22 protein-coding genes and 1 pseudogene are annotated in these 26,050 nt (G+C 53.3%); 15 read left to right on the top strand and 8 right to left on the bottom strand.

What is annotated here, in order from left to right:
- Positions 1-73 precede the first annotated feature (73 nt).
- Positions 74-355, bottom strand: coding sequence for a YjcB family protein (locus AL515_RS03140; protein WP_061067025.1), 282 nt, complete (start codon positions 353-355; stop codon positions 74-76).
- 551 nt (positions 356-906) lie between these two features.
- On the opposite strand from AL515_RS03140, the gene AL515_RS03145 reads away from it, so the two are divergent.
- Positions 907-2,493, top strand: a complete 1,587-nt coding sequence (locus AL515_RS03145; RefSeq protein WP_048213920.1) for an EAL domain-containing protein — start codon at positions 907-909, stop codon at positions 2,491-2,493.
- Positions 2,494-2,495: 2 nt separating this feature from the next.
- On the opposite strand, the gene soxS is transcribed toward AL515_RS03145, so the two are convergent.
- Positions 2,496-2,819, bottom strand: a complete 324-nt coding sequence (soxS, locus tag AL515_RS03150) for a superoxide response transcriptional regulator SoxS (protein WP_005132611.1) — start codon at positions 2,817-2,819, stop codon at positions 2,496-2,498.
- 86 nt (positions 2,820-2,905) lie between these two features.
- Here soxS and soxR point away from each other — a divergent pair, with 86 nt between their 5' ends.
- The 3 genes from soxR to AL515_RS03180 all read left to right on the top strand — a co-directional run bounded on the left by soxR (position 2,906) and on the right by AL515_RS03180 (position 7,110).
- Positions 2,906-3,364: a redox-sensitive transcriptional activator SoxR gene (gene soxR / locus AL515_RS03155; protein WP_003826630.1), complete on the top strand. Its 459-nt coding sequence runs from the start codon at positions 2,906-2,908 to the stop codon at positions 3,362-3,364.
- A 592-nt stretch (positions 3,365-3,956) separates the two neighbouring features.
- Positions 3,957-5,306: a guanine/hypoxanthine transporter GhxP gene (ghxP, locus tag AL515_RS03170; protein WP_005132609.1), complete on the top strand. Its 1,350-nt coding sequence runs from the start codon at positions 3,957-3,959 to the stop codon at positions 5,304-5,306.
- A 157-nt stretch (positions 5,307-5,463) separates the two neighbouring features.
- Positions 5,464-7,110, top strand: coding sequence for a Na+/H+ antiporter (locus AL515_RS03180; RefSeq protein WP_040229801.1), 1,647 nt, complete (start codon positions 5,464-5,466; stop codon positions 7,108-7,110).
- An 84-nt stretch (positions 7,111-7,194) separates the two neighbouring features.
- Here the strand turns inward: AL515_RS03180 and AL515_RS03185 are convergent, their stop codons facing one another.
- Positions 7,195-8,085 (bottom strand): LysR family transcriptional regulator, encoded by an 891-nt coding sequence (locus AL515_RS03185; protein WP_040229800.1) that lies wholly within the window; start codon positions 8,083-8,085, stop codon positions 7,195-7,197.
- A 101-nt stretch (positions 8,086-8,186) separates the two neighbouring features.
- On the opposite strand from AL515_RS03185, the gene AL515_RS03190 reads away from it, so the two are divergent.
- Both AL515_RS03190 and AL515_RS03195 read left to right on the top strand, forming a co-directional pair.
- On the top strand, positions 8,187-8,597 hold the full coding sequence (locus AL515_RS03190) for a CidA/LrgA family protein (RefSeq protein WP_061067026.1): 411 nt from the start codon (positions 8,187-8,189) through the stop codon (positions 8,595-8,597).
- A complete protein-coding gene (locus tag AL515_RS03195) occupies positions 8,590-9,279 on the top strand; it encodes an LrgB family protein (protein ID WP_061067027.1) in 690 nt (229 codons plus the stop codon). The genes AL515_RS03190 and AL515_RS03195 overlap by 8 nt, the downstream gene beginning before the upstream one ends.
- A 45-nt stretch (positions 9,280-9,324) precedes the next feature.
- On the opposite strand, the gene actP is transcribed toward AL515_RS03195, so the two are convergent.
- From actP to acs, 3 genes are all read right to left on the bottom strand, one after another.
- A complete protein-coding gene (gene actP, locus AL515_RS03200; protein ID WP_048213916.1) occupies positions 9,325-10,974 on the bottom strand; it encodes a cation/acetate symporter ActP in 1,650 nt (549 codons plus the stop codon).
- Entirely contained in the window at positions 10,971-11,285 is a 315-nt protein-coding gene (locus tag AL515_RS03205) for a DUF485 domain-containing protein (RefSeq protein WP_003031750.1), read from the bottom strand. The genes actP and AL515_RS03205 overlap by 4 nt, the downstream gene beginning before the upstream one ends.
- Before the next feature lie 236 nt (positions 11,286-11,521).
- Positions 11,522-13,480: an acetate--CoA ligase gene (acs, locus tag AL515_RS03215; RefSeq protein WP_061067028.1), complete on the bottom strand. Its 1,959-nt coding sequence runs from the start codon at positions 13,478-13,480 to the stop codon at positions 11,522-11,524.
- Positions 13,481-13,913: 433 nt separating this feature from the next.
- Between acs and nrfA the strand changes: the two genes are divergently transcribed.
- From nrfA to gltP, 8 genes and pseudogenes are all read left to right on the top strand, one after another.
- Entirely contained in the window at positions 13,914-15,350 is a 1,437-nt protein-coding gene (gene nrfA, locus AL515_RS03225) for an ammonia-forming nitrite reductase cytochrome c552 subunit (protein WP_048213914.1), read from the top strand.
- 44 nt (positions 15,351-15,394) lie between these two features.
- Positions 15,395-15,961, top strand: coding sequence for a cytochrome c nitrite reductase pentaheme subunit (gene nrfB / locus AL515_RS03230; RefSeq protein WP_005132587.1), 567 nt, complete (start codon positions 15,395-15,397; stop codon positions 15,959-15,961).
- The gene (nrfC, locus tag AL515_RS03235; RefSeq protein WP_005132585.1) at positions 15,958-16,629 is read left to right on the top strand and encodes a cytochrome c nitrite reductase Fe-S protein; all 672 of its coding nucleotides are present in this window, start codon (positions 15,958-15,960) and stop codon (positions 16,627-16,629) included. The genes nrfB and nrfC overlap by 4 nt, the downstream gene beginning before the upstream one ends.
- Positions 16,626-17,582, top strand: coding sequence for a cytochrome c nitrite reductase subunit NrfD (gene nrfD / locus AL515_RS03240; protein ID WP_061067029.1), 957 nt, complete (start codon positions 16,626-16,628; stop codon positions 17,580-17,582). The genes nrfC and nrfD overlap by 4 nt, the downstream gene beginning before the upstream one ends.
- 8 nt (positions 17,583-17,590) lie before the next feature.
- Positions 17,591-19,318: a heme lyase CcmF/NrfE family subunit gene (locus AL515_RS03245; RefSeq protein ID WP_071887308.1), complete on the top strand. Its 1,728-nt coding sequence runs from the start codon at positions 17,591-17,593 to the stop codon at positions 19,316-19,318.
- 25 nt (positions 19,319-19,343) lie between these two features.
- A pseudogene (nrfF, locus tag AL515_RS24050) lies at positions 19,344-19,718 on the top strand (heme lyase NrfEFG subunit NrfF); the annotation flags it as partial.
- On the top strand, positions 19,715-20,335 hold the full coding sequence (gene nrfG, locus AL515_RS03250) for a heme lyase NrfEFG subunit NrfG (RefSeq protein WP_061067032.1): 621 nt from the start codon (positions 19,715-19,717) through the stop codon (positions 20,333-20,335). The pseudogene nrfF and the gene nrfG, both read left to right, overlap by 4 nt.
- A gap of 345 nt (positions 20,336-20,680) precedes the next feature.
- Positions 20,681-21,991: a glutamate/aspartate:proton symporter GltP gene (gene gltP / locus AL515_RS03255; RefSeq protein ID WP_048213908.1), complete on the top strand. Its 1,311-nt coding sequence runs from the start codon at positions 20,681-20,683 to the stop codon at positions 21,989-21,991.
- 96 nt (positions 21,992-22,087) lie between these two features.
- Here the strand turns inward: gltP and yjcO are convergent, their stop codons facing one another.
- On the bottom strand, positions 22,088-22,777 hold the full coding sequence (gene yjcO / locus AL515_RS03260; protein WP_061067033.1) for a Sel1 family TPR-like repeat protein YjcO: 690 nt from the start codon (positions 22,775-22,777) through the stop codon (positions 22,088-22,090).
- Between the two features lie 103 nt (positions 22,778-22,880).
- Positions 22,881-25,028, bottom strand: a complete 2,148-nt coding sequence (gene fdhF, locus AL515_RS03265; protein ID WP_082759560.1) for a formate dehydrogenase subunit alpha — start codon at positions 25,026-25,028, stop codon at positions 22,881-22,883.
- A 288-nt stretch (positions 25,029-25,316) separates the two neighbouring features.
- On the opposite strand from fdhF, the gene AL515_RS03275 reads away from it, so the two are divergent.
- Entirely contained in the window at positions 25,317-26,048 is a 732-nt protein-coding gene (locus tag AL515_RS03275; protein ID WP_061067034.1) for a response regulator, read from the top strand.
- The last annotated feature ends 2 nt before the right edge of the window (positions 26,049-26,050 follow it).

Raw genomic sequence — 26,050 nt, forward strand, 5'->3', positions numbered from 1 at the left:
GAACGTCAGTAAAATCGTTATCGCTTAAAACCGTGTCCGACCGGGTATAATCTGGTCGGACACACTGCTGTTATCAATTCAACACCATCGGCCAGTCTGGCGGAGTATGGCTCATCACGTCGAGCATCACAGATTCGATGTTATTCCAGATAGTGGATACATCTACCAGGGTGATACCGAGTAATCCGGTTGCAAACCAGCAGGCAAAAACAAGCCCTAAACTGCTGCTGATAACGGCCAGTCCAACATAATCTGATTTACGAAAACGAATATTGAGCGTACTGGCTAAAAACATCAGTACTGCGCTGAGCAGTTGCCACCGCAGAAGAACTACGCCAGTTGTTATTGTTGCCATGAAAAACGTCCTCAGAAAGTCTTGATGCCCAGGACAGCGCGGGGTTATTCACAGAGGGTGTGGTACTCTGGCTATCGACGGGCAATAACATGAATGAAACAATTTTTCTGTTACATTATTTCTGTGAACTATATCACATCTGCTCGTTTGTTCACCAGTATCTGACGTTATTTTTGCTGGTTTTTATCCATGTTAATTGTATGGTTATCTTGATTCATAAACGAATAATAAATTATGCGTTATGTAAGATGCATTCATGTTACTTGTTTTCTTTATCCGAAATTAATCGTTAAAAAAGTTAATGTGTTTTATACGTGCCGCCAGTATAACGCGTGTAAAACATTACTCTTTCTTGATAATGATGTTGCAAAATAAGCGTAACTTTAAGTTTGCCTTACGGGAAAATAATATCATCATCCACTATTATCAGACTTTTACATAGAGACGTCTGTTGATAATGTTGATAGATTCATGCAACTTAACCAGTTGGTGTTTATAGCATCCTGCCTTGATGGGTACTGGCATATACGAAACAGGGAAATAGGGCTGACATGAATCTCAGTGCGCAAAGCAAGATGCTGAAGCTCCTCGGCACGCTCACGGTGGTATTGCTCCCCGTGGTGCTGGCGCTATGGTTTGCTCATATCCGGGCGACGTCCGAAACCCGCACTCAACTCCACTCATTTGCTCAACTGGTGTTAAATAAAACGGAACTGGTGATCCAGCAAGCTGATTTAGCGCGTGATATGGCTCAGCTGTATCAGGGTAAGATGTGTACCCCTGCCCATCAGAAAAGTATGCTGAATATTATTCGCGGGCGTTTATATATCAGCGAGCTAATTTATGCACAAGATGATCGTTTTTTGTGCTCTACGTCGATGGCACCGTCAGTTCCCTATATTATGCCAACCGCTGACTATAAACGTACGCCGGACGTTTCGATCTATTACTATCGCGATACGCCTTTTTTCTCTGGCTACAACATGACGTATATGCAAAGAGGAAACTACGTCGTTGTCATTAACCCATTATCTTACAGCGAAGTCATGTCAGATGACCCTGGCCTATTGTGGGGCGTCTATGACACGATAACGGATACTTTCTTCTCCGCCAGCAATCAGGCGCATGTTAAGCAATTTCTGCCGCTGGTACGCGGTAAAGCCTCTACCTTCCAACTGGACGATCGGTTCTATACCATCGTTCGTTCTGAGAAGCGCCCGATCGCGATTATTGTTTCGACGACCCGCGATCGCGTCCATCAAAATTTCTATCACGAAGCCGCACTCACGATCCCCTTTGGGGTGATCTGCAGCATTCTGATGTTGTTGATGTGGTGGCGTACACGCCAGCAGTACCATTCCCCTCGTCGTTTGTTAAGGCGTGCGCTGGAAAAACGCCAGCTACGCCTGCATTACCAGCCGATCATCGATATCAAGAATGGTCAATGTGTGGGGGCCGAGGCGCTGATGCGTTGGCCAGGTTGCAAAGGCGAGGTCATGAGCCCGACGGAATTTATTCCGCTGGCTGAAAAAGAAGGCATGATTGAAAGTATCACGGATTACGTGGTCGAAGAAGTGTTCAATGATTTAGGGTATTTTCTTTCAGCGCATCCCCAGATTTATATCTCAATTAACCTCTCAGCTTCTGATTTCCATTCATCCCGACTGATTGCCCTGATCGCTGAGAAAGCGCGTGATTACTCAGTCGCTGCCCAGCAAATTAAGGTCGAAGTGACGGAGCGTGGATTTATTGATGTGCATAAAATGACTCCGGTAATCCAGGCATTCCGTCAGGCCGGTTATGAAGTGGCATTTGATGATTTTGGGACGGGATATTCCAATCTGCACAATCTGGCGGCACTGAACGTGGATATCCTGAAGATTGATAAATCTTTTATTAGTACGCTGGCGACCAACAGTACCAGCCACCTGATTGCCGAACATATCATCGAAATGGCGCAAAGCTTACATCTGAAGACAATTGCTGAAGGGGTGGAAACGGCAGATCAAATGGAATGGCTGCTTGAACGTGGCGTTCAGTATTGTCAGGGGTGGTATTTTGCGAAAGCGTTACCGCCGCAGGAGTTTATGCTCTGGCTACAGCGCTCGCCCGCCATACTGACGCAGAGCGGGCAATAATCCTACAGGCGATGACGGTAGTCGCTGGGTGTACGATCAAACTCGCGGCGGAACACGCGTGAGAACGTTTGTTGCGACACATAGCCGAGATCCATCGCAATATCGAAAATAGGTCGTTCGGTCGTCCGTAGTTCCACGGCGGCTAACAAAAGTCGGCGCTGGCGGATATAGTCACCCAACGTCTGACGCATCACCGTGCGGAACATCCTCTGTAAATACCACTTCGAGTAACCTGATTTTTTCGCCACCGCCTCAATGTTCAGCGGTTGATCGATATGTTCATCAATCCATTCAATAAGGGTCTGAATTATCTGCTGATGGGACATAGGGCTGCCTCTTTCTCAGTATTCGATTCGTCGTTTTGTCTGTGGGCGAGTATAATTCCTCAAGTTAACTTGAGGTAAAGCGATTTATGGAAAAGAAATTACCCCGGATAAAAGCGCTGCTCACGCCAGGTGAAGTCGCAAAACGTAGCGGTGTCGCGGTATCAACTCTGCACTTCTATGAAAGCAAAGGGTTAATCAGCAGCATGCGCAACAGCGGCAATCAGCGTCGATACAAACGTGATGTGTTGCGTTATGTCGCGATTATCAAGATTGCCCAGCGTATCGGTATACCACTGGCGACGATTGGCGACGCGCTAGGGGTATTACCCGAAGGACATTCGCTCAGCGCCAAAGAGTGGAAACAGCTCTCGTCGCAATGGCGTGAAGAACTGGACCGGCGTATTCATACCCTGGTGGCGTTGCGTGATGAACTGGATGGATGCATTGGTTGCGGTTGTTTGTCGCGTAGTGATTGCCCGTTGCGTAACCCAGGCGACCAGCTTGGTGAGCAGGGGACCGGGGCGCGCCTGCTGGAAGATGATTGATGGGTTTAAATACGGGTATAAAACTAAAGCGCCACAGAGGGCGCTTTAGTTTGGTTCCGGTCTTCGTCTTTCACTCTATCCCGCTGGTTCACGGGAGGGTTTCCCCCGACATCAACACCCCTCAGTCGAGCACATTAGGGGAGGTTCCGGCTTGTGTCGATAAGGTAAGTGTATGCCACCCCCGTCTATTTGCCAGTCGATTGATGGTTTTTTAGCCGAAAAATTTTCCGCATCTTCATTCGTTTTTTTGCGCGAATTAACGTGAAAGATTACCGCTGGGGTTGTAATAACTGCGCGAAATTTGTTGCCAGATTGCGCATTGACGATAACGTTTGCGCATCGACTGGCTATTTCTTGTGCGTTATAAGAAGAAATGAGTAAAAAGCGGCAAAGTTCAGTTGAAAACCAGTACATGATCGCTAGATAATCGTTTGCTTTTTTTTACCACCCGTTTTTATGCGCGGAGCTAAACGTTTGCTTTTTTGCGACACCCCTACTGACGCAAACCTGGCACAGGGAGAAAACGTTAAGCAGGCAGTGGATTGTCCAGCACGCATAATGACGAAAAATAAACTCTCAGGGGATGTTTTCTATGTCTACGCCTTCAGCGCGTACCGGCGGTTCACTCGACGCCTGGTTTAAAATTTCGCACCGTGGCAGTACCGTTCGACAGGAAGTCGTTGCCGGATTAACGACGTTTCTGGCGATGGTCTACTCTGTTATCGTGGTTCCAGGAATGCTGGGTAAAGCCGGTTTCCCGCCAGCCGCTGTATTTGTGGCAACCTGCCTGGTAGCCGGTGTCGGCTCTATTGTGATGGGCCTGTGGGCAAACCTGCCGCTGGCGATTGGTTGCGCCATTTCTTTGACGGCGTTTACCGCATTCAGCCTGGTGCTGGGGCAGCATATTAGCGTGCCTGTTGCGTTGGGCGCGGTGTTTCTGATGGGTGTTCTGTTTACCATCATTTCCGCGACAGGTATTCGTAGCTGGATCCTGCGCAATCTGCCACAGGGCGTTGCGCACGGTACGGGTATTGGTATCGGCCTGTTCCTGCTGCTGATTGCGGCAAACGGCGTTGGTCTGGTCATTAAGAACCCGTTGGATGGCCTGCCGGTTGCGCTGGGTGACTTCGACACCTTCCCGGTCATTATGTCGCTGATTGGTCTGGCGGTGATTATCGGCCTCGAAAAACTGAAAGTACCGGGTGGCATCCTGCTGACTATTATCGGTATTTCCGTTGTTGGCCTGATTTTCGATCCGGCCGTGCATTTCTCCGGTATTTTTGCCATGCCGTCTCTGAGCGACGAAAACGGCAACTCGCTGATCGGCAGCCTGGACATTATGGGCGCACTGAATCCTGTCGTTCTGCCGAGCGTGCTGGCGCTGGTCATGACCGCCGTCTTCGATGCGACCGGAACCATCCGCGCTGTTGCGGGCCAGGCGAATCTGCTGGATAAAGACGGTCAGATTATCGATGGCGGCAAAGCGTTAACGACTGACTCCCTGAGCAGTGTGTTCTCTGGTCTGGTGGGCGCTGCTCCGGCGGCGGTTTACATTGAATCTGCAGCGGGTACCGCGGCAGGGGGTAAAACCGGTCTGACGGCGATCACCGTAGGTGTTCTGTTCCTGCTGATCCTGTTCCTTTCTCCGCTCTCTTACCTTGTTCCTGCTTACGCAACGGCACCGGCGCTGATGTATGTTGGTTTGCTGATGCTGAGCAATGTGGCGAAAATCGACTTTACCGACTTCGTCGACGCGATGGCGGGACTGATTACCGCAGTCTTTATCGTGCTGACCTGTAATATCGTGACCGGCATTATGATCGGTTTTGCCACTCTGGTTATTGGCCGTATTGTTTCCGGCGAATGGCGAAAACTGAATATCGGAACGGTGGTGATTGCCGTGGCGCTGGTTGCATTCTATGCAGGCGGTTGGGCTATTTAATTCCGATACGCTCTTGATCCTGAAAACGGGTGGCTTTTGCCGCCCGTTTTTATTTTCAGAACACACTCGTTGTCTTTTGCGTTACTCTCGAGTAGATAGAATTGAGGCACGACGCCTCTCACCACTAATCATAAGAAACATCGCAAACAGGGAACGCATGGAAATCTTTTTCACCATACTCATCATGACCCTTGTGGTCTCGCTGTCGGGGGTATTTACTCGCGTATTGCCCTTCCAACTCCCTTTACCCCTTATGCAGATCGCCATCGGCGCCTTGCTGGCGTGGCCGACGTTTGGTTTGCATGTGGAATTCGATCCTGAGCTGTTTTTGGTGCTGTTCATCCCGCCGCTGCTGTTTGCCGATGGCTGGAAGACGCCAACGCGTGAGTTTCTGGAGCACGGACGAGAGATCTTCGGTCTGGCACTGGCGCTCGTACTGGTTACGGTGGTCGGCATTGGTTTTATGATTTATTGGCTGGTCCCGGGGATTCCGCTGATCCCCGCTTTTGCGCTGGCCGCAGTGTTATCGCCAACCGATGCCGTTGCCCTTTCTGGCATTGTAGGCGAGGGGCGTATACCGAAGAAAATCATGGGCATCCTGCAGGGCGAAGCGTTGATGAACGATGCGTCTGGCCTGGTATCGCTGAAATTTGCTGTGGCCGTGGCAATGGGAACGATGGTGTTTACCGTTGGTGGTGCGACGGTTGAGTTCTTTAAGGTAGCGATTGGCGGCATCCTGGCGGGTTTTGTCGTCAGCTGGTTGTATGGACGCTCTCTGCGCTTTCTTAGCCGCTGGGGCGGCGATGAGCCGGCAACGCAAATTGTTCTGCTGTTCCTGCTGCCGTTTGCTTCTTACCTGATTGCCGAACACATTGGTGTTTCCGGGATCCTCGCGGCGGTCGCAGCCGGGATGACGATAACCCGTTCAGGCGTAATGCGTCGTGCGCCATTGGCGATGCGCTTACGTGCTAACAGCACCTGGGCAATGCTGGAGTTCGTCTTTAACGGCATGGTCTTCCTGCTGTTAGGGCTGCAATTACCGGGGATTCTGGAGTCTTCTCTGGTGGCGGCAGAAGCCGATCCGAACGTTGAAACCTGGATGCTGTTTACCGATATCGTGCTGATTTACGTAGCGCTGATGCTGGTGCGTTTTGGCTGGCTGTGGACGATGAAAAAATTCAGTCTGCGCTTCCTGAAGAAAAAGCCGATGGAGTTTGGCTCATGGACAACGCGTGAAATCCTGATCGCCTCCTTTGCGGGGGTTCGCGGGGCGATTACGCTTGCTGGTGTGCTCTCTATCCCGCTGCTGTTGCCGGATGGTAGCGGCTTCCCGGCGCGCTACGAGCTAGTATTCCTTGCCGCGGGCGTGATCCTGTTCTCTCTGTTTGTCGGTGTAGTGATGCTACCGATTCTGCTGCAACACCTGGAAGTGGCAGATCACTCGCAGCAACTGAAAGAAGAGCGGATAGCCCGCGCTGCGACGGCGGAAGTCGCGATTGTTGCTATCCAGAAAATGGAAGAGCGTCTGGCGGCGGACAGCGAAGAGAATATTGATAATCAACTGCTGACCGAAGTGAGCTCTCGTGTAATCGGTAACCTGCGCCGTCGCGTCGATGGACGTAACGATGTGGAAAGCTCATTACAGGAAGAGAACCTCGAGCGACGTTTCCGCCTGGCGGCATTGCGTTCAGAACGTGCAGAGCTTTATCACCTGCGCGCCACGCGCGAAATCAGCAATGAAACGCTGCAGAAACTGTTGCACGATCTGGACTTGCTGGAAGCGTTGCTGATCGAGAACCAATAAACGGTTGTGCCGGATGCGCTACGCTTATCAGGCCTACGGAATCGAATTGTAGGCCGGGTAAGGCGTTTACGCCGCATCCGGCACTTACGATTCTTGCGTTAACCAAAACCCTTCGCAGCATGTCAGCCACGCCTGAGCGCTGTGCGACAGATACACGCCTTCACGCCAAATCATGCCCAGTTGCCAGCGTAAATCGCTCTCCAGCGGGATCCAGCGCAGCGTCTGTTTATCCAGTCGTTGGCAAATTGGCTCCGGTAAAATGGCAATCCCGACTCCGGCTTGTACCATGGCCGCCAGAAAATCCCACTGCCCGCTGCGTACCGCGATGCGCGGCTTGACGTTGTGCTGGCTAAACAGTTCAAGCAGCTGGCGACTCAAGGCGAAATCTTCGTTATAGATCAGCAGCGGGTGCTCCGCTAACGCTTCGGGGGAAATGGACTCACACGTTGTCCACTGACCGGAGCGGGGGACCAGCACGCAGAGCGGATGACTGAAAAGCGGTAAGGTTGCCAGTCCACTCTCTTCCTCGACCGGAAGGGCCGTCATGGCAACATCCAAATCACCGCTCATGACTGCCTGTTGGACGGTTAAGCCACCAAACTCCGATATTTTAAGCTCAACGCCGGGATAACGCTGGCGAAACAGGCTGATGGGACCTGCCATCAACATACCGACCATTGGCGGGATACCAAGGCGCAATAGCCCTTTGTTCAGATGGTTAATGTCGCTAAGTTCGGCTTCAAGCTGGCGAAACTCGGCCAAAATCGCCAGACCGCGCTCAAAAACAACCTGTCCGGTATCGGTCAATAAAAGCCGCCGACCGTCGCGGATTAACAGCGTGCAGTTCAGCTCGTCTTCAAGGTTCTTCAACATTTTGCTGATGGTGGGTTGGGTGACAAAAAGCTTCTCCGCTGCGCGGGTAAAGCTCTGCTGACGCACCACCTCAACAAAATATCGCAGCGTTCTGATATCCATGATTATTCCTTAAGACTATGCCTGCAATGAGTTTAATTCATTTCAGTCCTGGACGGAGGCTCTCTATACTGGCGCTCTCTATTTTTTAAGGACATACCCTCATGGCTGTGGCGATAAGCCGCGTGACGCCTGCTGTCATTCAACGACTCCAGATCCCCGTTCAGGTTCTGTTGTACGCAGGTCTCTTTGTATTTGCTCAATATCTTGTCTCTTGGCTGCATCTGCCGCTTCCCGCCAACCTGGTCGGGATGGTGCTGATGTTGGCATTAATTGTCTGTCGGGTTATCCCGCTGAGTTGGATACGCGCCGGTGCCCGCTGGTTACTGGCTGAAATGCTGCTGTTTTTTGTTCCGGCAGTGGTGGCCGTCGTCAACTATACGCAGCTGTTGTTAGTCGATGGCTGGCGTATTTTTGCTGTCATTGCGATAAGCACGCTGATGGTGCTCGGCGCCACGGCGTGGGTGGTCGATAAAGTGTATCGCTATGAAATGAGCAGGTTAAACCGTGAGTAATTTCCAGCTAAGCGTGTTGTGTCTGGTGATTACGCTGGGTATCTACTTTGCTAATAAGCGTTTGTATCGCCGTTTTCGCAAATTACCGCTGATGCCGCTGGTCCTCACGCCAGCACTGTTGGTGCTGATGCTGGTGTTCGGGCATATTTCCTGGCAGAACTATATTGGCGAATCACACTGGCTGCTGTGGTTATTAGGTCCCGCGACCATTGCCTTCGCTGTTCCGGTATACGATAACCTCGCGGTGATTAAGCGTCACTGGATGTCGCTGACGGCGGGGGTGATCACAGCGACGCTGGTGGCTGTCACCAGTTCTGTGTGGTTGGCGCGTCTGTTTATGCTACCTGATGAGATCCAACGTAGCCTGGCGGTACGTTCCGTCACCACGCCATTTGCGCTGGCGGCAGCAGAGCCATTGGGCGGGCAGCCGGACCTGGTGGCCCTGTTCGTGGTAGTGACCGGTGTATTTGGTATGGCGGTCGGCGATGTGCTGTTTTTACGGCTTTCCATTCGTGAAGGAATGGCGAAAGGCGCAGGATTTGGCGCCGCATCGCATGGCGCAGGCACGGCGCGCTCTTATGAGCTTGGTCAGCAGGAGGGCGTGGTTGCCAGTCTGGTAATGATGCTTTCCGGTGTGGTGATGGTGCTGGTGGCACCGTTGGTGGCGAGGCTGATGTTCTGAGAAAAGATATAATCCTCCGGCCCGAAAGCCGGAGGAGAAGGGAGGTTAGTGTGCACGACCTTGTTCTACACCGTACCCGGTCTGGGAACGGATGAACTGAGCACGGAACTGCTCGCGTTCGCGGTTGCCTTCTTCTGAGTTGTCGGTCGCAGAGAAGAACCAGATCCCGAGGAACGCTACGCTGATGGAGAACAGCGCCGGATATTCATACGGGAAAATGGCTTTTTCGTGACCGAGGATCTGGACCCAAATGGTTGGGCCGAGAATCATCAATACTACCGCTGTTAACAGACCTAACCAGCCACCCAGCATTGCGCCACGGGTGGTCAGTCTTGACCAGTACATGGAAAGCAGAATGATGGGGAAGTTACAGCTGGCCGCGATGGCGAACGCCAGACCCACCATGAAGGCGATGTTCTGATTTTCGAACAGCACGCCGAGCACGATGGCAATCACACCCAATATCAGTACGGTAATTTTCGAGACGCGCAGTTCTTCACGCTCGGTAGCGCCTTTGCGGAACACGTTGGCGTACAGGTCGTGAGAAACTGCCGATGCGCCCGCCAGCGTCAGCCCGGCAACCACCGCCAGGATGGTGGCAAACGCCACTGCAGAGATGAAGCCGAGGAACAGGTTACCGCCCACCGCATTCGCCAGGTGAACCGCCGCCATGTTGTTACCACCGATCAGTGCGCCTGCAGCATCTTTGTACTCTGGGTTAGCACCTACCAGCATGATCGCGCCAAAGCCGATGATAAAGGTCAGGATGTAGAAATAACCCATAAAGCCGGTGGCATAGAATACGCTCTTACGCGCTTCGCGGGCATCGCTGACCGTGAAGAAACGCATCAGAATATGCGGCAAGCCTGCCGTACCGAACATCAATCCAAGACCTAACGACAGGGCGGATATCGGATCTTTTACCAGACCGCCCGGGCTCATAATCGCGGAGCCTTTCGGGTGTACCGCCATCGCTTCGGTAAACAGGTTGTTGAAGCTGAAGCCGACGTGCTTCATGACCATGAAGGCCATAAAGCTGGCGCCGAACAGCAGCAGAACGGCTTTAATGATCTGTACCCAGGTGGTTGCCAGCATGCCGCCAAACAGCACGTACATCATCATCAGTACGCCAACCAGCACCACGGCGATGTGATAGTTCAGACCAAACAGCAGCTCAATCAGCTTACCTGCGCCGACCATCTGGGCGATCAGATACAGCGCGACCACCACCAGGGAACCACAGGCCGACAGAATACGGATTGGCCCCTGCTTCAGACGATAAGACGCAACGTCTGCAAAGGTATAACGACCGAGGTTACGCAGGCGTTCCGCAATCAGGAACAGGATAATTGGCCAGCCGACCAGGAAGCCGAGCGAGTAGATCAGCCCGTCATAACCCGAGGTAAACACCAGCGCGGAAATCCCGAGGAACGATGCCGCCGACATATAGTCGCCCGCAATCGCCAGCCCGTTCTGGAAACCGGTGATGTTACCGCCAGCGGTGTAGTAGTCATTACGCGAACGTACGCGCTTAGACGCCCAGTAAGTAATACCGAGCGTAAAGATGACGAAAATCAGGAACATAATAATCGCCTGCCAGTTGGTTGGCTGGCGTTGAACTGCACCGCTAATAGCATCCGCCGCGTTTGCGGCGAAGGGCAGCGTGGCGGCAAGCGCCGTCAGGACTCTCTTCATGATGCTTTAACCTCGTGCAGAACCGCATTGTTCAGGCGATCAAATTCACCGTTGGCCCGCCAGATATAGATCCCGGTCAGGATGAAGGAGATGAGGATCACTCCGACCCCAATCGGAATACCCCGGGTGACGCTGGTTCCCGCGTGTAGCGGCGTACCCAGCCAGCCAGGCGCAAAGGCAATCAGTAAAATAAAGCTGATATAAACTGCCAGCATGATGATGGACAGAATGGTGGCAAACCGTTGCCGTTTTTCAACTAATTCCCTGAAACGCGCACTGTCTTCTATCCGCTGATAAATTTGGTCATTCATCACAGAGTTCTCCAGAGGTCCCCCTGCGTCTTTCGTGCTACAGGTTCGTTGGCCGCACTCGCCTACCCCAGTCACATAGTGAACTATGTGGCTGGGGATATGCTTGCTTGCCGCCTTCCTGTAACACGAAATCCTTTGGGGGAGGTTTTTATATTTCCTTCCCGGTCAGGGGAGGGGTAGGGATAGGATTTGTAGGCCCGATAAGCAGCGCGCCATCGGGCATTTCACGGTTATGGTTATGATGGCATCGCGATGGCCTGCTTCTCTTCGAGCAGTTTCTCTACCACGCCAGGATCGGCGAGGGTTGAGGTATCGCCCAGATTGCTGGTATCGCCCGCCGCGATTTTTCGCAGAATACGGCGCATGATTTTGCCGGAGCGGGTTTTCGGCAGTGAGTCGGTCCAGTGCAGCACGTCTGGCGTTGCTAACGGGCCAATTTCTTTTCGTACCCAGTTGCGCACCTCGGCGTACAACTCAGGTGACGGCTCTTCGCCGTGATTCAGCGTGACGTAGGCGTAAATGGCCTGGCCTTTAATACTATGTGGAATGCCGACCACGGCGGCTTCGGCAATCTTTGGATGCGACACCAGCGCCGACTCGATTTCTGCTGTACCCAGGCGGTGGCCCGAGACGTTCAGCACGTCATCCACACGTCCGGTTATCCAGTAATAGCCGTCTTCGTCACGACGCGCGCCGTCGCCGCTGAAGTACATATTCTTGAAGGTAGAGAAGTAGGTTTGCTCAAAGCGTTCGTGATCGCCAAACAACGTTCTCGCCTGACCCGGCCAGGAGTCGGTGATCACCAGGTTGCCTTCGGTCGCCCCTTCCTGCGGGTTACCTTCGTTATCAACGATGGCTGGTTGTACGCCAAAGAATGGACGCGTTGCAGAACCGGCTTTCAGCTCGGTGGCGCCCGGCAGTGGGGTGATCATGAATCCCCCGGTTTCGGTCTGCCACCAGGTATCAACGACCGGACATTTTTCGTTGCCAATTTTCTTCCAGTACCACTCCCATGCTTCCGGGTTAATCGGCTCGCCAACGGAACCCAAAATGCGTAGCGATGAACGGTTAGTGCCTTCAATCGCCTTATCACCTTCTGCCATCAGGGCGCGGATAGCCGTTGGCGCAGTATAGAGGATTGTGACCTGGTGCTTGTCCACGACCTGTGACATACGCGCCGGGGTCGGCCAGTTAGGTACACCTTCAAACATCAGCGTGGTGGCACCGCAGGCCAGCGGACCGTACAGCAGGTAGCTGTGGCCGGTAACCCAACCCACATCAGCAGTACACCAGTAGATATCGTCCTGATGGTAATCAAACACATACTTAAAGGTCGTTGCCGCGTAAACCAGATATCCGCCGGTAGTGTGCAGCACGCCTTTTGGCTTACCGGTTGAACCAGAGGTATACAGGATAAACAGCGGATCTTCCGCGTTCATTTCTTCCGGCTGATGTTCAGGGCTGGCTTTTTCTATAAGATCGGACCACCACAGGTCACGGCCTTCCTGCCATTCCGTTTTTCCACCGGTTCGTTTGAGGACGACCACATGCTCCACGGTCTTCACGTTCGGGTTTTTCAGCGCATCATCGACGTTCTTTTTCAGCGGGATGCTGCGTCCGGCGCGCACGCCTTCATCAGCGGTGATCACCAGGCGTGAATTGGAGTCGATAATACGTCCGGCGACGGCCTCCGGTGAGAACCCACCGAAGATGACCGAATGCACCGCGCCAATGCGGGCGCAGGCCAGCATGGCGACCGCAGCTTCCGGCACCATCGGCATATAGATCGCTACCACATCGCCTTTTTTAATGCCTAAATCCAGCAATGTATTGGCGAAACGACAAACATCGCGATGCAGTTCGCGATAGGTAATGTTTTTACTTTGGCTGGCGTCATCGCCTTCCCAGATGATGGCGGTACGATCGCCGTTTTCCTGCAGATGGCGGTCAAGGCAGTTTGCCGCCAGGTTCAGCGTGCCGTCTTCGTACCATTTAATCGACACGTTGCCGGGTGCAAAAGAGGTGTTCTTTACCTGGCTGTATGGCGTGATCCAATCAAGAATTTTTCCCTGCTCGCCCCAAAATGTGTCGGGATCGGTAATGGACTGTTGGTATTTCGCTTCGTACTGCTCCGGGTTTATCAGGCAACGGTCCGCAATGTTTGCGGGAATAGCGTGTTTGTGTATTTGGCTCATGGCTTTTGTTCTCCTTGTAGGATGTTAATAATATGTCGCACAAACGTTAAATGTAGGGGCTTTGCGAGTTTTGTTTAGTATTTGGGCGACAGATCACGCAATAACCGAATTGTGCAAATTAGCGGCAAACTGAATTTTGAAGAGAACTAGCAAAAATTGATTAAACCTCGCGATAACATGCGGTTATATAGAGAGTTTTGAAAAGGTGATCTGTGTCGGGTATAGACAAAAGAGTGAGGGATTAGAAGGGGTAAATAACTCTAAAGTGGTATTTTACATACACTTACAATTGATTAAAAACAACATTTCTTGTGGGGTTTCTTGTTACAAATAGGGTGGAGCAATGTCATGACAGTATTCGTGTGGTTGCTGTTATGGAAAACAATAAAAGAACCGCCATTGCAGATAATGGCGTCATCTGGATGAGACCCCTATGGCAAGGATAAAATCACGCGTACGCCGTTTCTTCAGCCTGTTAGTACCTTTATTATTTATCTCTGCAGTTCACGCTGAACAAACCCCCGTACCCGCAAAAACCGTCACCGTTGAAGCGAAGAATGAAGTCTTCGCCCCTCAGCATCCCGATCAATATCTCTCCTGGAAAGCCACGTCTGAGCAATCAGCCCGTGAAGATGCGCTGGCAGAAGATCCGCGTCTGGTGATCCTGTGGGCGGGATATCCCTTCTCGCGCGATTACAACAAACCGCGCGGGCACGCGTATGCCGTGACCGATGTCCGTGAAACCTTACGTACCGGTGCACCCAAAACGGCAGAAGATGGTCCGTTGCCGATGGCCTGCTGGAGCTGTAAAAGCCCGGACGTGGCGCGTCTGATCCAGAAAGACGGTGAAGATGGCTACTTCCACGGTAAATGGGCGCGCGGCGGTCCTGAAATTGTTAACAATCTTGGCTGCGGAGATTGCCATAACACCGCGTCACCAGACTTTGCCAAAGGCAAGCCAGAACTGACGCTGTCGCGCCCTTATGCTGAACGCGCGATGGAAACCATCGGCAAACCGTTTGAGAAAGCCGGTCGCTTCGATCAGCAATCCATGGTCTGCGGCCAGTGCCACGTGGAGTACTACTTCGACGGTAAAAACAAAGCCGTTAAGTTCCCGTGGGACGACGGCATGAAAGTCGAGAACATGGAGAAATACTACGACACCATCGCCTTCTCTGACTGGACCAACTCCCTGTCTAAAACCCCAATGCTGAAAGCGCAGCACCCGGAGTATGAAACCTGGAGCGCAGGCATTCACGGCAAGAACAACGTGACCTGTATCGACTGCCACATGCCGAAAGTGCAGAACGCGGAAGGCAAGATCTACACCGACCATAAGATTGGGAATCCGTTCGATAACTTCGCTCAGACCTGTGCGAACTGCCACACCCAGGACAAAGCGTCCCTGCAAAAAGTGGTCGCCGAGCGTAAACAGGCCATTCATGACCTGAAAATCAAGGTTGAAGATCAACTGGTACATGCCCATTTCGAAGCGAAAGCAGCATGGGATGCGGGCGCAACGGAAGCGGAAATGAAGCCGATTCTGGAAGACATTCGCCACGCGCAATGGCGTTGGGACCTGTCTATCGCCTCACACGGTATTCACATGCACGCGCCGGAAGAAGGCCTGCGGATGCTGGGTAGCGCCATGGATAAAGCTGCCGATGCGCGTACCAAACTGGTCCGTCTGCTGGCGACCAAAGGCATCACGCATGAAATCCCGTTACCGGATATCTCTACCAAAGAGAAAGCCCAGGCGGCGATTGGTCTGAACATGCAGCAAATCAATGCTGAGAAACAGGACTTCATCAAAACGGTGATTCCGCAGTGGGAAGATCAGGCGCGTAAAAACGGTCTGTTAAGCCAATAACCCCATTTCGCCCCGCAAGGGGCGGATAACTCAACGGAGTGAATATGAGCGTATTACGTTCGTTATTAACTGCTGGGGTGCTGGCGTCAGGCTTGTTCTGGAGCCTGAGTGGAATCACTGCCACGCCAACGCCGCAGGAGTCGGATCAACGCTGGACGGTTACCCAACAGCGTAATCCGGATGCCGCCTGTCTGGACTGTCATAAGCCCGATACCGAAGGCATGCATGGTAAGCATGCGGAAGTCATCAACCCGAATAACAAACTGCCGGTCACCTGCACCAACTGTCACGGCCAGCCGTCACCGAACCACCGTGAAGGGGTGAAGGATGTGATGCGCTTTAACGAGCCGATGTACAACGTGGAGCAGCAGAACAGCGTCTGTATGTCCTGTCACCTGCCTGAGCAGTTGCAAAAAGCGTTCTGGCCGCACGATGTCCACGTAACCAAAGTGGCGTGTGCCAGCTGTCACTCACTGCATCCGAAGCAAGACACGATGCAGACGCTGAGCGATAAAGGACGGATCAAGATTTGCGTCGATTGCCACAGCGATCAGCGTAACAATCCGAACTTTAACCCGGCGTCGGTTCCGTTGCTTAAGGAGCATCCATGAGTTGCTCTCGTCGCCAGTTTATCACCGGCGTCGGCGCGCTGGTGGCAGTGAGCGGGACGGCGGGACGCGTTGTGGCGAAGACGCTGAACATCAACGGCGTGCGTTACGGTATGGTTCATGATGAGTCTTTATGCATCGGCTGTACGGCTTGCATGGATGCTTGTCGGGAAGTTAACAACGTGCCGGAAGGTGTATCGCGTCTGACGATTATTCGCAGCGAGCCGCAAGGGACATTTCCTGATGTGAAGTATCGCTTCTTCCGTCACTCGTGCCAGCATTGTGACCATGCTCCCTGCGTTGACGTCTGCCCGACGGGGGCATCGTATCGCGATGCCGCCAACGGCATTGTGGATGTGAACCCCGACCTTTGCGTTGGCTGCCAGTACTGTATCGCCGCGTGTCCTTATCGTGTGCGCTTTATCCATCCGGTAAGCAAAACGGCGGATAAATGCGATTTCTGCCGGAAAACCAACCTGAAAGCGGGCAAACAGCCTGCCTGCGTTGAGTCATGTCCGACGAAGGCGCTGACGTTTGGTAATCTGGACGATCCCAACAGCGATATCTCCCGTTTGTTGCAGCAGAAAACCACCTACCGTTACAAACTGGCGTTGGGTACAAAACCGAAGGTCTACCGCGTTCCCTTTAAATTTGGGGAGGTGAGCCAATGACATCCGCTTCTGCATTTCATTTCGAATCACTGGTGTGGGACTGGCCCATTGCCATCTATCTGTTCCTGATAGGTATCTCTGCCGGACTGGTCACGTTGGCGATTCTGCTGCGTCGTTTCCATCCGCAGGCGGGTGGTTCTGACAGCACGCTGCTGCGCACCACGCTGGTGTTAGGGCCGGGGGCGATTATCTTCGGTTTGCTGATTCTGGTGTTCCACCTGACGCGTCCATGGACCTTCTGGAAACTGATGTTCCACTACAGCTTCACTTCGGTGATGTCTATGGGGGTCATGCTGTTCCAGTTGTACATGGTGGTGTTAGTGCTGTGGCTGGCAAAAATCTTTGAAAAAGAGGTGATTGCCCTGCAACAGCGGTTCGTGCCGCGACTGACGATGGTCTCAAAACTCCTGACGCTAATCACGCCGTTCCATCGCGCGCTGGAGACATTGATGCTGGTGCTGGCGGTCCTGCTCGGGGCGTATACCGGGTTCCTGCTGTCGGCGCTGAAATCCTACCCGTTCCTGAATAACCCGATCCTGCCGGTGCTGTTCCTGTTCTCCGGGATCTCCTCCGGCGCGGCGGTGGCGCTGATCGCCATGGCATTACGCCATCGTAGCAACCCGCACAGCACCGAAGCGCACTTTGTGCATCGCATGGAAGTCCCGGTGGTATGGCTGGAGATCTTCCTGCTGGCGGCGTTCTTTGTTGGTCTGGCGCTGGGCGATGACGGCAAAATGCGTGCGCTGGCAGCGGCACTGGGCGGCGGATTCTGGACCTGGTGGTTCTGGCTGGGCGTGGCCGGGCTTGGGCTGATACTGCCGATGCTGCTAAAACCCTGGGCCAATCGCAGTTCGACGTTTCATGGCGTGCTGGCAGTGTGCGGCGCCAGCCTGACCGGCGTACTGCTGCTGCGCTTTTTTATTCTCTATGCGGGTCAGCTAACCGTTGCGTAAGGTGATATCTGGACGTTCTCCTTCCTGAAGCCGGTTTTCTGGCGCTGTTATTAAGCCTCGGGGTCAACGTGTTGACCCCGCTTGCCGTGTTGGTGGGTGTCCGCCAGCGCTGGCAAGGGGTGATGCGCCTGGCATGCGTGGGCGTGTGGACGCAATTTGCCCTGCTGCTACTGGCCTTTGCCATTCTGGTATTCTGCTTTCTGACCAGTGACTTTTCGGTGGTCTACGTTGCCCAGCACAGCTACAGCCTGCTGCCGTGGGGATTAAAACTGGCGGCGGTGTGGGGCGGTCATGAAGGATCGTTGCTGCTGTGGGTGCTGTTTCTTTCCGCCTGGAGCGCGCTGTTCGCTTTTCGCTATCGGCGTGATGCCGACGCGCTGTTTACGCTGACGCTCAGCGTCCTTTCAATGATAACGGCCCTGCTGTTGCTGTTTGTGGTGGTATGGTCCGATCCGTTCGTGCGTATCTTTCCGCCAGCCATTGAAGGGCGCGACCTTAATCCGATGCTGCAACACCTTGGATTAATTCTCCACCCGCCGCTGCTGTACCTGGGTTACGGGGGGTTAATGGTGGCGGCAGGCGTGGCGCTGGCCTCGCTGCTGCGCGGTGACTTTAACGCACAAAGCGCCTGGGTGTGCTGGCGCTGGGCCTTGCCCGGCTGGTGCGCGCTGACGCTGGGGATTATCCTCGGCTCCTGGTGGGCGTACTGCGAGCTGGGTTGGGGCGGCTGGTGGTTCTGGGACCCGGTAGAAAACGCTTCCTTATTACCCTGGCTTTCCGCCAGCGCGTTGCTGCATAGCCTGTATATCACGCGCCAGCGCGGGATCTTCCGCCACTGGTCGCTGCTGCTGGCTATCGTCACGCTGATTTTATCGCTGCTGGGGACGCTGATTGTGCGTTCCGGCATTCTCGTTTCGGTGCATGCTTTCGCGCTGGATAACGTCCGTGCCGCGCCGTTGTTTGCGCTGTTTACCGTGTTGAGTCTGGCATCGCTCGGGCTGTACGCCTGGCGGGGCCAGCAAGTCCGGCAGAATGCGCGTTTTGGCGGTTGGTCACGCGAGATGCTGATTCTGGTTGCGTTGCTGCTCTTTAGTGCGGTGCTGCTGATTGTGCTGATTGGCACGCTCTACCCGATGATTTACGGGCTGTTCGGCTGGGGGCGGCTTTCTGTGGGCGCACCGTACTTTAATCGCGCTACGCTGCCCTTTGGGCTGCTGATGCTACTGGTTATTGTGCTGGCTACGGTCAGAAGCCGCAACGTGTCTGTACGTTGTCAGCTTCCGGCGCTGCTGGCGCATGCCGGGGTGCTGGTGTTTGCGGCCGGGATCGTCTTTTCCAGCGGGAGCCGTCAGGAGATAAGCCTGAACCTGAGCCCTGGGCAGCAGGTTGAACTGGCGGGTTACATTTTCCGTTTTGAGCGTCTCGACCTGGAAGCCAAAGGTAACTACACCAGTGAAAAAGCGCAGATCACGCTGTGGCACAATGAGAAACGCATTGGCAGCCTGCAACCTGAAAGGCGCTTCTATGCCGCGCGTCGTCAACAGATGATGGAGCCGGGGATCCGCTGGAACCTGATGCATGACTGGTACGCGGTGATGGGTGAAAAAACCGGACCAGACCGTTATGCCATGCGCTTGTACGTGCAGACCGGCGTGCGTTGGATTTGGGGTGGGGGACTATTAATGGTCTTTGGCGCGCTGCTGAGCGGATGGCGAGGAAGGAAGCGTGAGGCGTAATATCTGCGGTTTTATCGTCCTGTTTTTTATCACTTTCGCCACGCATGCCCAGGTTGTGGACACATGGACGTTTGCCAACCCGCAACAGCAGGAGAAAGCGCTGTCTATTGCCAGCCAGCTGCGCTGCCCGCAGTGCCAAAACCAAAACTTGCTGGAATCCAATGCGCCGGTAGCTGTCAGTATGCGCCATCAGGTTTACAGCATGGTGGCGGAAGGGAAAAGTGAAGCCGAGATAACCACGTGGATGACCGATCGTTACGGTGATTTTGTACGCTATAACCCGCCGTTGAATGAGCAGACGCTGCTGCTGTGGGCGTTGCCGTGCCTGTTGTTGTTACTGGTCGGCGTGGTGGTCTGGCGGGTGAGAAAGCGTCAGCGCGCAGAGGAGGAGGTGCAATGAGTCAGTCCGAACATCCCACTGCGCCGTTACGACCAATGCCCGTGAAGCGGCTGACTGCTGCGGTGGTGCTGATGGTTGTGGCCTGCATCGGCGGTTATCTGTTGACGCCAAAATGGCAGGCGGTGCGGCAGGAACAGGCGCGGTTGGCGGACCCATTACATGCGTTCTCCGATGATAACATTCAGGAAAAACAGCTACTTTCTTTGCAGTCGCAGATTCGTGCTGCTCCACAGGACGGTGTGTTATGGGCGCAACTGGGGGAATATTATCTTTGGCAAAATGCGTATCACAATGCACTGCTGGCCTATGAGCAGGCGCTGCGTTTTCGGGGTGAAAACGCCGAAATCTATTCGGCGCTGGCGACGGTGTTGTACTATCAGGCCGGGCAACATATGACACCGCAAACGCGCGAAATGATAGATAAATCCCTGGCGCTGGACGGTAACGAAGTTACCGCGCTGATGCTGTTGGCTTCCGATGCGTTTATGCAGGCTGATTACGCACAAGCGATTTCAGTGTGGCAAAAAGTAATGGATTTAAACTCGCCGAGGGTGAATCGTGCGCAGTTGATCGACTCGATTAATATGGCGAAATTATTGCAGAATCGGCAAAAATAAATTTGTTTTTTTTGTGATTTGCATCATTTTGCCTGTTTAAAAAACAGGCAATTGAACAAGTGGGCAAAAAAAACTCATGGAAGAACTTCTTCATTTTTTATCAAATAAAAATTCTTTTATAACAAAAAGTTATTCATGATTACCGATATAAACTCGCGTTTTTATGCATAATTTAAGCTAAACCCCCTGTTCTGAAAGGCTTGCGCGAGATAGCGTGCAAATGATAATGATAATAAGCGTTAAAAAACTCTATAAACGAACGCAACACAAATCATACCCTTTCAGTATGTACTGTTCTCGCATTTTTATATGCGGAATAGCGCTCCATCGAGGAAGTCCGTTGTTATGAAAAATTTGAAAGTCAGCCTGGCATGGCAGATCCTCATCGCCATGGTGCTGGGCATTTTGCTGGGGAGTTACCTGCATTACCATAGTGACAGCCGCGAATGGCTGGTGTTAAACCTGTTGCAACCGGCGGGTGATATCTTTATCCACCTGATTAAAATGATTGTCGTGCCGATTGTTATCTCCACGCTGGTTGTGGGTATTGCCGGGGTAGGCGATGCCAAACAGCTGGGCCGTATTGGCGCCAAAACCATTCTCTATTTCGAAGTGATCACCACCATCGCCATTATTCTCGGCATTACGCTGGCGAACGTGTTTCAACCGGGTTCCGGGATTGATATGTCGCAGCTGGCGACTGTGGATATTTCGAAATATCAAAATACAACCGCAGAAGTGCAAAGCCACGCGCATGGCCTGATGGGCACGATTTTGTCACTGGTGCCGACCAACATCGTCGCATCGATGGCGAAAGGCGACATGCTGCCGATTATCTTCTTTTCGGTGTTATTCGGTTTAGGCTTGTCTTCGCTGCCAGCTACTCACCGCGAGCCGCTGGTGACCGTGTTCCGCTCTATTTCCGAAACCATGTTTAAAGTGACGCACATGGTGATGCGCTACGCGCCGGTTGGCGTTTTTGCGCTGATTGCTGTGACCGTCGCGAACTTCGGTTTTGCCTCACTGTGGCCGCTGGCGAAGCTAGTACTGTTGGTGCATTTTGCCATCCTGTTCTTTGCGCTGGTGGTGCTGGGTATCGTGGCGCGTGTCTGTGGTCTGAGTATCTGGATCTTAATCCGTATCCTGAAAGATGAGCTGATTCTGGCGTATTCAACCGCCAGTTCTGAGAGCGTACTGCCGCGTATTATTGAGAAAATGGAAGCCTATGGCGCGCCAGCCTCAATTACCAGCTTTGTGGTGCCGACCGGTTACTCATTTAACCTTGATGGCTCAACGTTGTACCAGAGTATTGCCGCTATTTTCATTGCGCAGCTGTACGGTATCGACCTGTCACTATGGCAGGAAATCGTATTGGTGCTGACGTTGATGGTCACCTCGAAAGGGATTGCAGGCGTGCCGGGCGTCTCCTTCGTCGTACTGCTGGCTACGCTTGGCAGCGTCGGGATCCCGCTGGAAGGCCTGGCGTTTATCGCCGGCGTTGACCGTATCCTCGACATGGCGCGTACCGCGCTGAACGTGGTGGGGAATGCACTGGCGGTGCTGGTAATCGCCAAGTGGGAACACAAGTTTGACCGCAAGAAAGCGCTGGCTTACGAGCGCGAGATGCTGGGTAAATTTGATAAGACCGCGCAGTAATTAGTGATGGGTGCCTGATGGCGACGCTCACGCGTCTTATCAGGCCTACAAAGGATGTGTAGGCCTGATAAGCGTAGCGCCATCCGGCAACCAGCATCAACCATTGGTCAGCTTTTCAAACTCTTCACAGCCGGTATCAAATCCTTCCATACAGCTCAGATTCAGCCAGTGCAGCGCCTTCTGTTTATTCTTCACGATAAACCCCTGCTCGCCGTTTAAGAACATCATTCCGGCCCAGTACTCGGAATAACCGGTGCGGGAGATGGCCGAGCTGCGCTTGAAATACCATGTGGCCTTTTCATCGTCAGCAGGAATACCCACGCCATTGGCGTAGATCAGTCCGAGCAGCATTTGTGCATCGACAGTGGAGTCATTTTCCAGATCTTCAGAGGCGTTTTGCAGCAATGTAATGGCTTTGGGGTAATCTGTGCGTCCAGCCTGCGTGTTCACCAGAATTCTCGCCAGCGTAATTTCCCCCGCCTTACTGCCTGCCTCGGTCGCTTTTTCGGCCAGCGTTTTGGCTTGTGGATAATCCAGACTGACCGGGTTGGTTATCTTAATTTGCGCCAGTAAGGCCCAGGCATCCGCATCGCCATTGTCGGCTGCTTTTTGCGCCCAGTATTCGGCTTTGCTCAAATCGCCTGAACTAAACCAGGTGTCGGCGAGAAAGTATTGTGCGCGTCGGTCTCCTGCCTCAGCGGCCTGTAAGTACTGGCTTCCTGGCTCAGTATCACTGGCATGGGCAAAGAATGTCATAAAGAACATCAATGCAATGATTTGTTTCATTTTGAGTTTTATTTAGGGTACGGAATGAACAGTATAAAGAGATCGTATGGATAAAAAAACAGCCTCCGGGCGGAGGCTGTTGCAGAACAGGTACGAAAACGGACTAACCCATCGCGCTTTCGCGCAGGCTGGCTTTCAGCTTGGTGTACTCATCAATCACATACTGTTCGGCGGCGCGCTGATCGGCAATGCGTTCAACGTTAACGGCACAGTACTTGTACTCCGGCGTTTTGGTAATCGGGCTCAAGTTCTCGGTTACCAGCTCATTACAGGCCCCAATCCACCATTGGTAGGTCATGTAAATCGCGCCTTTGTTTGGACGATCGCTGACTGCCGCACGAGTAATGACCCGACCTTTACGCGAGTTCACCCACACCAGCTCTTCATCCTGGATGCCCAGGCGTTCTGCGTCGGCGGTGTTGATCTGGGCATAGCCCGGTTCATCCGCCAGCGCGGCCAACGCCGCACAGTTACCGGTCATCGAACGGCAAGAGTAGTGGCCGACTTCACGCACCGTTGATAGTACCATTGGGTACTCTGGGGTGAGTTTGTCGATTGGCGCTACCCAGTCACAAGTGAAGAACTGCGCCAGGCCGTTCGGGGTGTCGAACTTCTCTTTGAAGAGGTAAGACGTCCCCTGGTCGGCATCGGAGGTGTCGCGGCAAGGCCACTGGATATAACCCAGTTCGCCCATCTTCTCGTAAGTGGCACCGTAGAAATCCGGGCACAGATGACGCAACTCGTCCCAGATTTCCTGGGTGTTGTTGTAGTGCATCGGATAGCCCATACGGGTGGCGATTTCACTGATAATCTGCCAGTCCGTTTTCAGATCCCACTTCGGCTCAACGGCTTTAAAGAAGCGCTGGAAGCCACGGTCAGCCGCGGAGAATACGCCTTCATGCTCACCCCATGACGTAGACGGTAAAATAACGTCTGCGGCAGCGGCGGTTTTGGTCATGAAGATATCCTGTACGATGACCAGTTCCAGATCCTCAAAGCCTTTACGTACCGCGGAAAGCTCAGCGTCGGTCTGTAATGGATCTTCACCCATAATGTAGGCCGCACGAACTTCGCCATGGGCCGCACGGTGCGGCAGCTCGCTGATGCGATAGCCGGTATGTGCAGGCAGGCTTTCCACGCCCCAGGCTTTGGCGAATTTCTCGCGGTTCGCCGGATCTTTCACGTACTGATAGCCCGGATAGGTATCCGGCAGCGCGCCCATATCGCATGCGCCCTGAACGTTGTTCTGGCCACGAACCGGGTTAACACCGACGCTTGGCTTACCGAGGTTACCGGTCAGCATTGCGAGGCTGGTCAGTGAACGCACGGTTTCCACGCCCTGATAGAACTGGGTAACACCCATGCCCCACAGGATGGCCGCGCTTTTCGCCGTGGCATACATACGTGCAGCCTGACGGATATCGTGCGCGCTCACGCCCGTGATATCTTCGACGGACTCCGGCGTGTAGCCTTCGACAATCTTGCTGTACTCTTCGAATCCTTCCGTACGCGAGGCGACGAACGCCTGGTCGTACAGTTTTTCTTCGATGATGACATGACCCATAGCGTTAAGCAGCGCGATATTCGAGCCGTTTCTCAACGCGATGTGCATGTCAGCAATACGCGCAGTTTCAATTTTGCGCGGATCGCAGACGATAATTTTCGCCCCGTTACGTTTAGCGTTAATCACGTGATTCGCCACGATAGGGTGGGAATCCGCCGGGTTGTACCCGAAGATGAACACTAAATCTGTGTTATCAATTTCATTGATAGCATTACTCATTGCGCCGTTACCGACCGATTGGTGCAGACCTGCAACCGATGGGCCGTGTCAGACGCGAGCGCAGCAGTCAACGTTATTGGTACCAATAACGGCGCGCGCGAATTTTTGCATTACATAGTTGGTTTCGTTACCCGTACCGCGAGATGAACCGGTCGTCTGAATAGCGTCCGGGCCATACTTCGCTTTGATGGCGCTCAGACGAGTGGCGACGTAATCAAGCGCTTCATCCCAGGAAACAGATTCCAGTTTGCCGCCACGTTGGCGACGGATCATTGGGGTTTTCAGACGAGGGGTCAGGATCTGGGTATCGTTGATAAAATCCCAGCCATAGTAGCCCTTCAGACACAGGGTACCCTGGTTGGTTTTCCCCTGCGCCGCTTCAGCCCGGACGATTTTGCCGTTATCGACCACCAGGTTGATTTTGCAACCTGATGCGCAATATGGGCAAACCGTGACGACTTTTTTCATCGGTCTCGCTCCAGTTAATCAAATCGCGCATACGCGCTTGTCGCTTTAGTTATGCATCTTTTATGCCATGTTTTTATCAGGGGCATTCATCGATATTACGGGCGAATTTTGCGCAAAACCCTGACGAAAAACAGGCTGTCGTCATATTTGACGTGACGAATCTCCAATACGTGACGCCCCGGCAGTGTGACCGAGGTTATGTTTCCCACACATCCTTGTGCCTTATCGCTGTCACTCTGGGCAGAATCAATCACACTCATTTAAGTTGGCCAGAAATGGGGAAAAACAATGAAGCCAGCCATACTGGTTGTGGATGATGACGTGGCGGTCTGCTCGCTTTTACAGGATGTGCTGAGCGAACACGTCTTTGCAGTGACCGCTTGTCACACCGGGCAGGAGGCGCTGCGTTGCATTGATACTCAGCCGGAGATCGCGCTGGTGTTATTGGACATGATGTTGCCCGATATCAACGGTCTGATGGTGTTGCAGCAGGTGCAAAAGATGAGGCCCGGACTGCCGGTGGTGATGCTGACCGGGCTTGGCAGCGAGTCGGATGTGGTGGTCGGGCTGGAAATGGGCGCTGACGATTACATCGGTAAACCGTTCAATGCGCGGGTGCTGGTGGCGCGGGTGAAGGCGGTGCTCAGACGCGTCGGTGTGTTAACACCCGAAAGCAGCGGCCCACAAACTACGGGGTTATCCTTTAATGGCTGGCATCTGGACACTGCAGGTTGTCAGTTACGTAATCCTCAGCAATTGAAGGTGGACCTGACACAGGGTGAATACAGTTTGCTGCTAGCGTTGGCACAGAACGCCCGCCGGGTGCTCAGTCGGGAACAATTGCTGGAACTGACGCGCAGCGATAGCGTTGAGGTGTTTGACCGCACTATTGACGTGTTAATCATGCGATTGCGGCGAAAAATAGAGATTAACCCGCATCAACCGATGTTGATCAAAACCCTGCGCGGGCTGGGCTATGTATTCGCCGCCGACGTGCAGCATCACGACAAGGCGGCGTAAAT

It is taken from the genome of Citrobacter sp. FDAARGOS_156 (assembly GCF_001559235.2).
GTDB lineage: Bacteria > Pseudomonadota > Gammaproteobacteria > Enterobacterales > Enterobacteriaceae > Citrobacter > Citrobacter youngae.

Excerpts from the sequence above, each read along its gene's own strand:
- nrfG (WP_061067032.1), top strand. The coding sequence starts at position 19,715 with ATGAGTCAGTCCGAACATCCCACTGCGCCGTTACGACCAATGCCCGTG.
- ghxP (WP_005132609.1), top strand. The coding sequence starts at position 3,957 with ATGTCTACGCCTTCAGCGCGTACCGGCGGTTCACTCGACGCCTGGTTT.
- yjcO (WP_061067033.1), bottom strand. The coding sequence starts at position 22,777 with ATGAAACAAATCATTGCATTGATGTTCTTTATGACATTCTTTGCCCAT.
- acs (WP_061067028.1), bottom strand. The coding sequence starts at position 13,480 with ATGAGCCAAATACACAAACACGCTATTCCCGCAAACATTGCGGACCGT.
- soxR (WP_003826630.1), top strand. The coding sequence starts at position 2,906 with ATGGAAAAGAAATTACCCCGGATAAAAGCGCTGCTCACGCCAGGTGAA.
- AL515_RS03190 (WP_061067026.1), top strand. The coding sequence starts at position 8,187 with ATGGCTGTGGCGATAAGCCGCGTGACGCCTGCTGTCATTCAACGACTC.
- soxS (WP_005132611.1), bottom strand. The coding sequence starts at position 2,819 with ATGTCCCATCAGCAGATAATTCAGACCCTTATTGAATGGATTGATGAA.
- nrfC (WP_005132585.1), top strand. The coding sequence starts at position 15,958 with ATGAGTTGCTCTCGTCGCCAGTTTATCACCGGCGTCGGCGCGCTGGTG.
- AL515_RS03140 (WP_061067025.1), bottom strand. The coding sequence starts at position 355 with ATGGCAACAATAACAACTGGCGTAGTTCTTCTGCGGTGGCAACTGCTC.
- AL515_RS03185 (WP_040229800.1), bottom strand. The coding sequence starts at position 8,085 with ATGGATATCAGAACGCTGCGATATTTTGTTGAGGTGGTGCGTCAGCAG.
- nrfB (WP_005132587.1), top strand. The coding sequence starts at position 15,395 with ATGAGCGTATTACGTTCGTTATTAACTGCTGGGGTGCTGGCGTCAGGC.
- AL515_RS03205 (WP_003031750.1), bottom strand. The coding sequence starts at position 11,285 with ATGAATGACCAAATTTATCAGCGGATAGAAGACAGTGCGCGTTTCAGG.
- nrfA (WP_048213914.1), top strand. The coding sequence starts at position 13,914 with ATGGCAAGGATAAAATCACGCGTACGCCGTTTCTTCAGCCTGTTAGTA.
- AL515_RS03145 (WP_048213920.1), top strand. The coding sequence starts at position 907 with ATGAATCTCAGTGCGCAAAGCAAGATGCTGAAGCTCCTCGGCACGCTC.
- actP (WP_048213916.1), bottom strand. The coding sequence starts at position 10,974 with ATGAAGAGAGTCCTGACGGCGCTTGCCGCCACGCTGCCCTTCGCCGCA.
- gltP (WP_048213908.1), top strand. The coding sequence starts at position 20,681 with ATGAAAAATTTGAAAGTCAGCCTGGCATGGCAGATCCTCATCGCCATG.
- AL515_RS03275 (WP_061067034.1), top strand. The coding sequence starts at position 25,317 with ATGAAGCCAGCCATACTGGTTGTGGATGATGACGTGGCGGTCTGCTCG.
- AL515_RS03180 (WP_040229801.1), top strand. The coding sequence starts at position 5,464 with ATGGAAATCTTTTTCACCATACTCATCATGACCCTTGTGGTCTCGCTG.
- nrfD (WP_061067029.1), top strand. The coding sequence starts at position 16,626 with ATGACATCCGCTTCTGCATTTCATTTCGAATCACTGGTGTGGGACTGG.